The sequence below is a fragment of the Spirosoma fluminis genome (genome assembly GCF_054778895.1).
In genome coordinates this window covers 43,640-55,993 of sequence record NZ_BAAGZD010000002.1, presented here as the reverse complement: position 1 = coordinate 55,993, position 12,354 = coordinate 43,640, and the positions used below count along the sequence as shown (strand labels likewise).

The window sequence follows — 12,354 nt, the reverse complement described above, 5'->3', positions numbered from 1 at the left end:
TGACCCCATGATTCAACTATTTTTAATTGCTGTTTTAAGCGCAGTAGCCCAGCTTTTTTTGCCCTGGTGGAGTTTGGCTCTGGTTGCATTTCTGGTTTGTTTCTGGCGTAGCAGCACGGCTACCAAGTCGTTCTTCGCTGGCTTTGGCGGGATTGCACTGGTTTGGCTCATCTATGCCCTCATTATCCAATGGCAGACAGATGGCGCATACGTAGGACGTATCAGCCAACTGTTGTTTCAAACTAGTACACCAGTGCTCCCCGCCCTTGTGACTGCTATTGTTAGTGGATTGGTTGGCGGATTGGCTGGCGTGTCTGGCTACTTTGTTCGGCAAACTACCGGAAATCAACTCGTAAATCGTGCATCCTGAATCCTAAATCTCCTACATTTGTAGGATAAACTTGTAACTAACTAATTCATTTCCCGTGAAGAATGCCTCGTTAATTCTGAACGTCATCCTGACGATTGCCGTAGCTGTCCTGTACTATTTACACTTCAAAGATCGCCAACCCGAAGCCGCACCTGTTGCTCCTGTTGAGGCAAAAGGTAAGTCAATAGTGTACGTGAATGTTGATTCGCTGTTAACGAAATACGAGTATTTTAAAGACACCCAAAAGGTACTCGAAAGCAAACGGTTTCAATTGGAAAACGACTTAGCGGCTAAAGGACGTAATCTTCAAAATAAAGTAGCCTTTTTTCAGCAACGGGCTGCAACAATGACCCAGGAACAGGGCCGTGCTACCGAGGCCTCTCTGCAAAAAGAACAGCAAGATATTCTGGCTTATCGGGAACGGGCCGCCCAAAGTCTGGCCAATGAAGAGCAGTCTAAGAATAAAGAGTTGTACGACCAGATTTATGACTATCTGAAAAAAATTAATGCTCAAAACAAGTATGAGTTTGTGCTTGGCTACACAAAAGGGGGAGGTATCTTATTTGCCAACCCAGCGGCCGATCAAACAAAAACCATACTGGATGGATTGAACAAAGAGTATCAGGCTAAGCAGACGCCAGCCAAGAAGTAAGCAGATATAAAGTCTTTTCATTGATACGGGGTGTAGAACAAATGCTTGTTTTGCACCCCGTATTGTTTTACCGCAGCATACTATATGTGTATATTTACTTTTTGATAGTTCGAGATATATATTGTAAACACAAACGTAAATTGGGGCAGAAGAAGGTTTCAGTAGTTGGTTTCTTTGATAATTATACAATTACTTGTTTATTTGCTTTGCTTACAGTAACTAAGATAACGCTAGTTGCGTATTTACATAATACGCTCAACATCGTCTGGTTGGGCTGGTGCTGTACCGAGTCTGGAGGCTGTGACTTCGATACCGTTCTTCGAACGAAAACACTGGCCCGCCGGGCGTCCTCATGCGCCTTTGATGCCGTTCTTTCCAATAGCTTGGCAAACCACTACCTGATTTCAGGTGTTGTTGGTCTTACTTAGCTACATTTGTAGCCTTGTTGATCAATTCCTATGGCTTCTGCTTCCATCACTAAACAAGTTGATATTCGTAACCGCCGGGCTTCGTTTGAATACTCATTTTTAGACAAGTACACGGCGGGTATCATCCTTACCGGAACGGAAATAAAATCCATCCGGCAAGGCAAAGTCAATCTACAGGATGCGTACTGCCTTCTGTTAGGAAATGAATTGTTTATTCGGCAAATGAACATTTCTCTCTACACAGAGGGGACTCACTATAATCACGAACCTTTGCGTGATCGCAAACTGCTGTTGACCAAGCGCGAGATTAAACGCCTTACCGAACGATTAAAGGACCAGGGGCTGACCATTGTACCCATTCGGCTTTTCACAAGCGACCGGGGGTTTGCCAAGCTGGAAATAGCACTGGCAAAAGGTAAAAAGCTTTATGATAAGCGTGACAGTATCAAAGAGCGCGAGGTGGAACGGGATATGCAACGGGAACGCTACTAAATTTTCCACATTACTTGTCGATATGTGGATAACTCTGTAACTTGCTACCGTACAGAGGCATCTAAACGCGATATGGGCAGGAAAGTATTAGTCTTAAATCAAGATTACAGTGCACTCAGCATCTGCTCCGTTCCCAAAGCATTTTTGCTGGTTTATTTAGACAAAGCCGAACTCGTTGCCGAATCCGAGCAATTTACGCTCCGAACCGTTTCAGCCGAGTTTCCAATGCCGTCGGTTATTCGGCTTCATCGGTACGTAAGTCTGCCCTATAAAGGCGTCATGCTGACCCGGCAGAATATTTTCAAGCGCGATAGCCACCGCTGCCAGTACTGCGGAACTTCCGAGGACCTCACCCTCGATCATGTTTTACCGAAATCAAGAGGGGGTAAAACAAGCTGGGACAACCTGGCAACAGCCTGTAAGCGCTGCAATTCAAGAAAAGGGGACTACACACCGGAGGAGGCAAACCTCAAGCTACGGCAGAAACCATTCAAACCTACCTTCCTGGTTTTTTTGCGTGAGTTTTCCGGGTCGCTGGAGCAAAGCTGGATGCCTTTTTTAAGTAAGAAAGAAAAAGCGTTTCAGTAACGAACTAATAGAAAGGGAAGAGGGAACGAAGGGAACCGGATAGTTGTAAAGCTGCCGGTCGCCCTTTCGTTCCCTCTTCCTTTTCTCCTCTTTTTCAAACAGTTTTGTTTGGTTCGAAACTTTTTTCCGAAAGCAATTGCTATCTTTGCAGTCCTTTTTTGAGGACATTTTTTATAAACCAAAAGTCAGCCCGCCATTGACCCACGGGCTGATGTACCGAGTGGGTCAGGAAATCGTTTTTTATGAGCAAAACGCAGCAACGCGAACTGCCGGCATTTGATTGGGACCGGGCAGACAACAAAGGATTCGGAAGTGGCTATTCGGATGCAGAACGCAACCGGATGCTGGAACTCTACGACAACACCCTGTCGGAGGTTAAGGAGAAAGAAGTGGTGATGGGAACCGTGGTTGGCATTACAGACCGTGAGGTGTTGCTAAACATTGGGTTCAAGTCGGACGGGTTGGTTCCAGCTTCTGAATTCCGGGATATGCCGGACCTGAAGATGGGTGATGAAATTGAAGTTTACGTAGAAAATCAGGAAGACCCCAATGGCCAGCTGGTGCTTTCGCGTAAGAAAGCGAAAGTAATTACGGCTTGGCAGAAAATTCAGAAGGCTCTGGACGAAGACCTCGTAATTGATGGTTTCGTGAAGCGCCGGACGAAAGGTGGTCTGATTGTCGATATTTTCAGCATAGAAGCGTTCTTGCCAGGTTCGCAAATCGACGTTAAGCCGATTCGTGACTTCGATGTTTTCGTTGGTAAGAAAATGGAAGTTAAGGTTGTCAAGATCAACTATGCAAACGATAACGTAGTCGTTTCGCACAAAGTCTTGATCGAGAAAGACCTCGAAGCACAACGTGCTCAAATCCTGAATAACCTTGAGAAAGGTCAGGTACTGGAAGGTGTAATCAAGAACATGACCAATTTCGGTGTATTCATCGATCTGGGTGGTGTTGATGGTCTGCTGCACATCACGGACATTTCGTGGGGTCGTATCAACCATCCGTCGGAAGTACTGCATCTTGACCAGAAGGTCAACGTAGTGGTACTTGACTTTGACGAGGATAAAAAGCGGATTTCGCTAGGTATGAAGCAGCTGCAGGCCCACCCATGGGATGCACTGGCTGAAGACGTTCAGATCGGCTCAAAAGTAAAAGGTAAGATCGTAAACGTAGCGGATTACGGTGCTTTCCTTGAAATTATGCCAGGCGTAGAAGGCTTAATCCACGTATCAGAGATGTCGTGGTCGCAGCACCTACGGAATCCACAAGAGTTCCTGAAAGTAGGTGATGAAGTAGAAGCTCAGGTGCTGACGCTCGACCGGAGCGACCGGAAGATGTCGCTTGGTATTAAGCAACTGGCCGAAGATCCCTGGACCCGTCCAGAACTACGTACCAAATACGCGATTGGTACCAAACACAAAGGCACGGTTCGTAACCTGACCAACTTTGGTCTCTTCCTGGAGTTGGAAGAAGGCATTGATGGCTTAGTTCACGTATCGGACCTGTCGTGGACCAAGAAAGTAAAACATCCTTCGGACTTCATCAAAGTCGGTGAAGAACTTGAAGTAGTTGTTCTTGAGTTAGACGTTGACAACCGTCGTCTTGCCCTTGGCCATAAGCAACTAGAAGAAAATCCGTGGGATACCTTCGAAACTGTATTTGCTGTTGGCACCGTGCACCGTTGCACGATCCTGAGCAAAAACGATAAAATGGCTACCCTTGAGTTGCCATACGGCATCGAAGGTTTCTCTTCGCTGAAGAACTTAGCTAAAGAAGACGGTACGTTTGCCGAAGCTGGCGAAACGCTGGACTTTAAAGTAACTGAGTTCTCGAAAGAAGAGAAGCGTATTATGCTTTCGCACACGAAAACCTGGCAAGAGAAAAATGAGCCAGCCAAGGAAGCTAAAGCGCCGAAAGCGCCGAAAGCAGCTCCTGCGGCTAGCCAGCCAGAGCGTGGTGCTACCTTAGGCGATCTCGATGCACTGGCTGCGTTAAAAGAACAAATGGAAGGCCGCAACTAAGTCAATACTACTGTTGATTGTAAAATGTCCTCACTATTTTTGAGTAGTGAGGACATTTTTTTAGGAGTACGCTTTCCTCTTACTAGATAAAAGCGTAGGTTTGCACTCCCAAATTCATCCTCGATAGGGTTTGGTAAAAAATAAGGTTCCGTGGCCGAGTGGCTAGGCAGAGGTCTGCAAAACCTCGTACAGCGGTTCGAATCCGCTCGGAACCTCTACAGACTAAGTGAAGAGCCACCCTCCAAAGCCAGCTGGCTTTGGAGGGTGGCTCTTTTTGTTGGACATAGCTCTAAACAAATCGCTATCAGGGCAATTACAGCCGATTTTCACCTCTTACTTAGAAACGATATAAATAAAAATGAGAGTAAAAAATAACTAAACAGCAATTTTTGCCTATCCAGCAATCGTGTCGTACTTTTGTGGGCCAGTGAAAAGTCAGTGGTAATTATGTTGATTAACTCAATAAATATAGTTCATAAAATGAGTAGCTTATCCAAGCTTTGCGGGGCCGTAGCTCTATCGCTGACGTTGTTCGTAAACGGCGCTCAGGTGCAGGCGCAGGACTCGGTTGCGGCTGCTAACGGTGGACCGGCCGCTGCTACGCCAGCTCCGTCTGGCGGTGGCGATGCCGAGAAAGGGAAAGTCTTATTCACCAACAACTGTGCGCAGTGTCATGCTGTAACAGAAGAGGTTGTAGTAGGCCCAGGGTTGAAAGGGATTATGTCTCGGACTCCCGGTAAAGACTGGTTGCACAAGTGGATTCGTAACTCATCGGCTGTCATTGCCAGTGGCGATCCCTATGCCGTTCAGGTCTTCAACAAGTTTCAAAAAATTCAGATGTCGAGCTTTCCAAATTTAACGGACGCGGACATCGACGGAATTCTGGCTTATGTTGAACAGGCAAGTGCACCGGCTCAGGCAACTGTAGGTGGTGATGGTGAGCAGCAGGCGCGTGGCGGTGGTGGTGCCGGTGGTGACCAGAACGGATCTGGTTCGTCGATTTCCGGACCGTCTGAGCTGTTCACCTTTGTTCTGGTAGCACTACTTGTCGTCATGTTATTAGTGCTGGGCGTTCTGCTGGTTATCGTGACTATCCTGTCTCGTGCTGTTACTCCCGTAACAACAACTGATGGCACACAGACAACGGCTCCGTTTGGACAACGGCTCAAAGAAGGTCTGTCTGCTGCATTTGGCAATTCTACGTTACGTTCAATAGTTATCTGGCTTTTCCTCTTTGTAGTAGTAAAGGAGTCTTTTGATGGCTTATACAGCGTCGGGATTCAGCAGGGATATGCGCCTAAACAGCCTATCGCTTATTCCCACAAGTTGCATGCTGGCCAATACAAGATCGATTGTAATTACTGCCACATTGGTGTTAATAAAGGCAAATCAGCTACGATTCCAGCCGCTAACATATGCATGAATTGCCACGGAGTGATTAAGAAAGAGTCGCCCGAAATTCAGAAGATTTACGCAGCGATTGAGCAGAACCGGCCTATCGAGTGGGTACGGGTACACAACCTCCCTGACTTTGCGTATTTCAACCACGCTCAGCACGTAAACGTCGGTAATGTACAGTGCCAGACATGCCACGGCGAAATTGAAAAGATGGAAGTAGTAGAGCACCGTTCATCATTGACTATGGGCTGGTGTATTGATTGCCACCGCAAAACAGAGGTTAATACCAAAGACAACGCTTACTACGACAAGCTCGTAGCTCTTCATCGGAAAGAGAGCAAGGAGCCGCTTAAAGTGGCAAACATCGGCGGTTTAGAGTGTTCAAAGTGTCACTATTAATCCACCAGGCCTCGTTAGGTCGGCTTAACCAATAGGGTATCATACCGCATACAACACGCATGGAAAATACAACTAAACGGTATTGGAAAGGGGTTGAGGAGCTGCGCAATGACGCGACGTTCGTGAAGAACGCCGAGAGTGAATTTGCTAATCCTGATCCGAGCGAATCGTCGGATGGCCTAGATGGTCTGCTTGGCGGTTCGAACACCCAACGCCGTGATTTCTTAAAAGTAATGGGCTTTGGTATGGCAGCAGTATCACTTGCTGCCTGTGAAACCCCGGTCCGCAAAGCTGTTCCGTATCTCAATAAGCCAGAGTTTACATTCCCCACAATTTCTGATTATTACGCATCGACCTACGTCGATGGCGGTGATTATGCTGCTATTCTGGTAGAAACGCGTGAAGGCCGGCCTATTAAAATTGAAGGCAACCCGCTGTCAAGCATTTCTAAAGGAGGTACAACTGCCCGAGTTCAGGCATCTGTACTTTCTTTATATGATATCGACAAGTTAAACGGTCCACGTCGTGGAGAAACCGCCATTGACTGGTCTACTGCTGACCGGGAAATTGTGAACCAGTTGAACACGGTAGCATCACGCAACGGAGCTATTCGCATTGTAACATCAACGATTCTTAGCCCGGCTACAAAAGCAGTTATAGCTGACTTCACTGCGAAATATCCGACGGCACGTCACATCATGTATGATGCTAACTCGGTGTCTGGTATTATGCAGGCAAACCAGGCATCGTTTGGTAAAGCGGTAATTCCTTCCTATGATTTCGGGAAAGCGCAGACAATTGTTAGTCTGGGTGCCGACTTCCTCGGTACATGGATTGCTCCGTTAGAATATGCTAAGCCTTACGCAACGGGTCGCAAAATCGGTGCTGTAGGCGGTGGTAAAAAAACGATGTCGCGTCATTACCAGTTTGAGACAAATATGTCGATGACTGGTGCCAATGCCGATTACCGAGGTACGTATAAGCCATCTCAGGAAGGATTGGTTGCGCTGGCGCTTTACAATAAGGTGGCTCAGAAATTAGGTAGCGCTCCTGCTGGCTCAGCCTCTGTTGACGTACAGTACCTTGATAAAGCGGCTACTGATCTGGTTCGTTCGCGTGGCCGGGCTCTGGTGGTATCGGGTTCGAATGACCCAAACGTTCAGATCGTTGTAAATGCGCTGAACAATTTACTGGGTAGCTATGGGACAACAATCGATATAAATACACCGGTCAATTATCGTCAGGGTAATGACCAGCAGATGAACGCTTTTATCGATGAAGCGAAATCGGGTCGTGTAGGTGCTGTTCTGTTTTTTGGTGCAAATCCGGTTTACGATCACCCACGAGGTGCAGAGTTAGCGGAAGCTTTACCAAGGATTGCCCTTTCTGTTTCGTTTGCAGAGCGTGCCGATGAAACGGCTTCGCTGGCGAAGTACATCACGCCTGCTCCTCACTTCCTCGAATGCTGGAATGATGCTGAGCCAAAACAGGGCTTTTACAGCCTGATGCAGCCTGCCATTACGCATATTTTCAAAACTCGTCAGTTTCAATCGAGTTTGCTGACGTGGGCTGGAAAACCGAACGACTATCAGAATTACCTGAAGAACTTCTGGCGGACTACCTATTATCCCCTGGCGTCTGGATTTAACTCGTTTGATGCTTTCTGGATTAAATGTCTGCACGATGGTGTGTTTGAACCTAACAAGGGCCAGGCCGCTACAGGAGCTGGTGCTGCGTTCACAGGTAACGTAGCACAGGCTGCAAGCGGTATCAGCCAACGATACAAGCCAACGTCGGGTATGGAGTTGGCGCTGTATGAGAAGGTAAGCATTGGTGTTGGCTCTATGGCAAACAATCCCTGGTTGCAGGAAATGCCTGACCCAGTCTCTAAAGCTTGCTGGGATAACTATGCTGCTCTTTCTCAGAAAACGGCGAATGATTTAGGCTTAGCCCAAAACGATCTCGTTACGGTATCGGTTGGCGGTAAGTCAATGGAATTGCCGGTTTTGGTTCAGCCGGGCCAAGCAGATAATACAGTTTCTGTAGCTGTTGGTTATGGCCGTGAGAAAGCAGGTAAATCAGCAAATGGCGTTGGTAAGAATGCGTTTCCATTCGCTACGTTGGTGAACGGTTACGTCTCTTTTGCCGCTGTTAACGCTAAAGTTGACAAGGCAAGTGGGACTCGTGAAATTGCGCAAACGCAAACGCACGAAACTGTAATGGGACGTCGTGCCGTAGTGCAGGAAGCAAAGCTTGCCGACTATCAGAAGAACCCAATGGCAGGTCGGTACACGCCTAAAGTTGAAACGTCTGAAGGCCCAACGGCTTCAACGAACATTACACTCTGGCATGGCTACGGTAAGCCTAACCATTCATGGGGAATGGTTATCGACTTAAACTCGTGTATTGGTTGTAATGCTTGTGTGATTGGTTGCCAATCTGAAAACAATATCCAGGTCGTCGGGCGTGATGAAGTGATCATGCGTCGTGAAATGCACTGGATTCGGATTGACCGTTACTACAGCAGTGATGCCGATCCGGAGGATGTGAAAGAACTGGAAGTTGCTTCGGCTAATCCAGAAGTAACGTTCCAGCCAATGCTTTGCCAGCACTGCAGTAACGCACCTTGCGAAACAGTATGTCCGGTATTGGCGACAACACACAGCACAGAAGGATTGAACCAGATGACCTACAACCGGTGTATTGGAACGCGTTACTGCGCCAATAACTGCCCATATAAAGTACGTCGTTTCAACTGGTTCAAATATTTCGACAACGACAACTTCAATTTCCATTTTAACAATGACCTTGGTAAGATGGTGTTGAACCCAGACGTAACGGTACGATCACGGGGTGTTATTGAAAAGTGTTCATTCTGCGTTCAGCGGATTCAGGAAGGTAAGCTTACGGCGAAAAAAGAACGTCGTCGGCCAATGCCTGATGAGATTCAAACTGCCTGCGCACAGGCCTGCCCAACGAATGCTATCATTTTTGGCGACTTAAATAATCCTGAAAGCACTGTTTCTAAAGTTATGGAGACAGAAATAGAGGGTCGGGCATTCCACGTGTTGGAAGAGATCAATGTGCGTCCTCAAATTTCGTATCTGACTAAGATTCGTAACAAGGACGAAGAACCACAGCAGAAAACACGTCAGGAATCGCAGGTTTAACATAAATGATGGTTTGCGATAGAGCTGCTTGTGCAGTTTAGTTACGGTACCAGAAAACAACCTAGTACCACAGTTCGTAAATCGGTTATCGCAAAAAGAAAATAAAATTTAGTAAGGATATGTCGCATGTAACATCAGCCGTAAGAACTCCCCTCGTCACCGGTGGCAAGACCTATGCCGACGTGACAGAGGATATCAGCAGACAGGTTGAAGGCCGACCCACCCGAGAGTGGACGATTGCTTTCACTATCTCGGTGGTTGTGCTACTTTACGGAACCGCCTGTGTGTTCTGGACCTGGTGGGAAGGCTTAGGCGTATGGGGCTTAAACAAAACGGTTGGTTGGGCATGGGACATCACCAACTTCGTTTGGTGGGTAGGTATCGGTCACGCCGGTACCCTGATCTCGGCCATTCTTTTGTTGTTCCGTCAAAAATGGCGGACGGCTGTTAACCGAGCCGCTGAAGCTATGACGATCTTCGCCGTTATTTGCGCAGCCAGCTTCATTTTGATGCACATGGGCCGCCCATGGTTAGCCTACTGGGCGTTGCCGCTGCCAAATACATGGGGATCGCTTTGGGTTAACTTTAAGTCTCCACTCGTCTGGGACGTGTTTGCCATCAGTACGTATTTCACTGTGTCACTGGTGTTCTGGTACATGGGTTTACTACCTGACTTAGCTACCATTCGTGACCGGGCTCGTAGCAAAGTATCCCGTTATATCTACGGGGCATTCTCATTGGGCTGGAACGGTTCAGCCAAGACTTGGGCTCGTTATGAGTATATGAGCTTAATCCTGGCTGGTCTATCTACTCCGCTGGTTTTGTCAGTACACACCATTGTAAGTATGGACTTTGCTACGTCGGTTATTCCGGGCTGGCACACCACTATTTTCCCTCCTTACTTTGTAGCGGGTGCTATCTTCTCCGGCTTTGCTATGGTGCAAAACCTAATGCTGATTATTCGGGTCGTTTTTAAACTCGAAGATTACATTACGATTGAGCACATTGAGTCGATGAACAAGGTTATTACGCTTACAGGCTCGATTGTGGGTGTAGCTTACTTAACTGAGTTCTTCATCGCCTGGTATTCGGGCGTTGAATTCGAAAGCTACGCGTTTATCAACCGGGCAACCGGTCCATACTGGTGGGCATACTGGGCAATGATGACCTGTAACGTAATTTCTCCGCAGCTGTTCTGGTCACGTACTATTCGCCGGAGCATTGTTTGGACGTTTACGCTTTCGGTAGTTGTGAATATTGGTATGTGGTTCGAACGTTTTGTAATTATCGTTACGTCATTACACCGTGATTATTTGCCATCAAGCTGGGCTATGTTCCACCCAACTTTATTTGACATCAGCGATTACATTTTCTCGTTCGGTTTATTCTTTACTCTGTTCCTACTATTCTCGAAGTTTTTGCCCGTAGTGAACATGGCTGAAGTAAAAGCAATCATCAAGTCGTCGTCAGAAAAACTGCCAGTCTCTGTATCGGGCGTAGCCAAAGGGGAACGCGTTACCAACCCGACCTTTAATAAAGACGCTGAATAAAGAACAAGAGGTTTCCAGTCCGCAGACTCTATCTGTAGGCTGGAAACTAACACCTCAACCAATAATTACTGAATATGTCAGATGTAAATGGTAATGGCAAATTCCTGGTTGGCATCTATGACGATGACGACGTAGTGTTGAAAGCCGTTAAAGATGTTAAAGGAGCCGGCGTTCGGATTCATGAGGTATATTGCCCATTTCCAATCCACGGTCTGGATGTAGCGCTTGGTCATCCCCGCACTCGTTTGGGAATTGCTGCTTTCTTATTTGGCTTAACCGGAACAACTCTAGCCGGTCTCCTGACTGCTTACACTGAAGGCATAGATTGGCCTATGATTGTAGGGGGGAAGGATTCATATTCACCGGTCATTTATGTGCCGATCTTTTTTGAATTAACCGTATTAATAAGTGCTTTAGGCATGGTTGGTACGTTTTTAATTTCAAATGGTCTTGGTCCAACCGTGAAACCCCTCATGTTTGACTTGCGCACCACTGACAACAAGTTTGCCATGGCTATCGACATGAGTAAGAATACGTTGGCTGAAGGAGATATTGAACAGATACTGAAAAATTCGGGAGCTGCCGAAGTAAACGTAAAGCAGTTCTAACGCGCGAGATGAAAATGATAACTAAACATACAGGCGTTGCTCTGCTGGCTGTTGTCGGTATTATTGTCATGGGGACCTCATGCCAGGATGACCACAATGATACAGGGACAGAATTTGCGCCACAGATGTACGATCCAGTTCCTTACGAGCCTTATAAGCAAATAAGAGCAAACTCGATTAATCCAGAAGGGTTAAACATGCGGGCTCCCGCTCGTGGCACTGTAGCTCGTCCGAACTATCACACGACTTTTGGAACAGGCGATAGTGCTAGCACCGATCTAATGATCTATAACATCCCGAAAGATAGTATCGGGTTGGCTGAGCGTGTATTAACTAACCCAATTCCTCAGACAGACAAATCTCTAGAAGAAGGCAAACTGTTGTATGGCCGGTACTGCATTCATTGTCATGGTGAAGGCGGTAAAGGCGATGGGTTGGTTGGTAAGGAGTACAAAGGTGTTCCCAGCTATTCTGCTGATGCCTATAAGTCGATGAACGACGGTCACATTTTTCACGTAATCACGCATGGTAAAGGTCGTATGTGGCCTCATGGTTCACAGATGACACCGGAAGATCGCTGGAAAATTGTACAGTACGTTCACAAGTTGCAACAAGGGTAACGTTTTATAAGCTCAGCCCACATTACCATATAGTAGGAATGAGGTGTCTTAGTTC

General features: G+C 46.9%; 10 protein-coding genes and 1 tRNA gene. All 11 read left to right on the top strand.

Features of this window, described 5'->3' with window-relative positions:
• Nucleotides 1–7 precede the first annotated feature (7 nt).
• Complete coding sequence (locus tag ACYVBJ_RS00660) at nucleotides 8–370, top strand: hypothetical protein (protein WP_460980373.1); 363 nt, start codon at nucleotides 8–10, stop codon at nucleotides 368–370.
• Between the two features lie 55 nt (nucleotides 371–425).
• Nucleotides 426–1,022: an OmpH/Skp family outer membrane protein gene (locus tag ACYVBJ_RS00655; RefSeq protein ID WP_460980372.1), complete on the top strand. Its 597-nt coding sequence runs from the start codon at nucleotides 426–428 to the stop codon at nucleotides 1,020–1,022.
• A 458-nt stretch (nucleotides 1,023–1,480) separates the two neighbouring features.
• Nucleotides 1,481–1,942, top strand: a complete 462-nt coding sequence (gene smpB, locus ACYVBJ_RS00650; protein ID WP_460980371.1) for an SsrA-binding protein SmpB — start codon at nucleotides 1,481–1,483, stop codon at nucleotides 1,940–1,942.
• A 72-nt stretch (nucleotides 1,943–2,014) separates the two neighbouring features.
• Complete coding sequence (locus ACYVBJ_RS00645; RefSeq protein WP_460980370.1) at nucleotides 2,015–2,530, top strand: HNH endonuclease; 516 nt, start codon at nucleotides 2,015–2,017, stop codon at nucleotides 2,528–2,530.
• A gap of 242 nt (nucleotides 2,531–2,772) precedes the next feature.
• Entirely contained in the window at nucleotides 2,773–4,554 is a 1,782-nt protein-coding gene (gene rpsA / locus ACYVBJ_RS00640; protein ID WP_460980369.1) for a 30S ribosomal protein S1, read from the top strand.
• 144 nt (nucleotides 4,555–4,698) lie between these two features.
• A tRNA-Cys gene (locus ACYVBJ_RS00635) sits at nucleotides 4,699–4,769 on the top strand.
• Between the two features lie 265 nt (nucleotides 4,770–5,034).
• Entirely contained in the window at nucleotides 5,035–6,351 is a 1,317-nt protein-coding gene (locus ACYVBJ_RS00630; RefSeq protein ID WP_460980368.1) for a c-type cytochrome, read from the top strand.
• Between the two features lie 59 nt (nucleotides 6,352–6,410).
• On the top strand, nucleotides 6,411–9,521 hold the full coding sequence (locus ACYVBJ_RS00625) for a TAT-variant-translocated molybdopterin oxidoreductase (RefSeq protein ID WP_460980367.1): 3,111 nt from the start codon (nucleotides 6,411–6,413) through the stop codon (nucleotides 9,519–9,521).
• Between the two features lie 119 nt (nucleotides 9,522–9,640).
• Nucleotides 9,641–11,071 carry an NrfD/PsrC family molybdoenzyme membrane anchor subunit gene (nrfD, locus tag ACYVBJ_RS00620; protein ID WP_460980366.1) on the top strand — a complete coding sequence of 477 codons (1,431 nt, stop codon included), beginning with the start codon at nucleotides 9,641–9,643 and terminating at the stop codon, nucleotides 11,069–11,071.
• Between the two features lie 74 nt (nucleotides 11,072–11,145).
• On the top strand, nucleotides 11,146–11,679 hold the full coding sequence (locus ACYVBJ_RS00615) for a DUF3341 domain-containing protein (RefSeq protein WP_460976937.1): 534 nt from the start codon (nucleotides 11,146–11,148) through the stop codon (nucleotides 11,677–11,679).
• 14 nt (nucleotides 11,680–11,693) lie between these two features.
• On the top strand, nucleotides 11,694–12,299 hold the full coding sequence (locus ACYVBJ_RS00610) for a c-type cytochrome (RefSeq protein ID WP_460980365.1): 606 nt from the start codon (nucleotides 11,694–11,696) through the stop codon (nucleotides 12,297–12,299).
• Nucleotides 12,300–12,354: the final 55 nt, after the last annotated feature.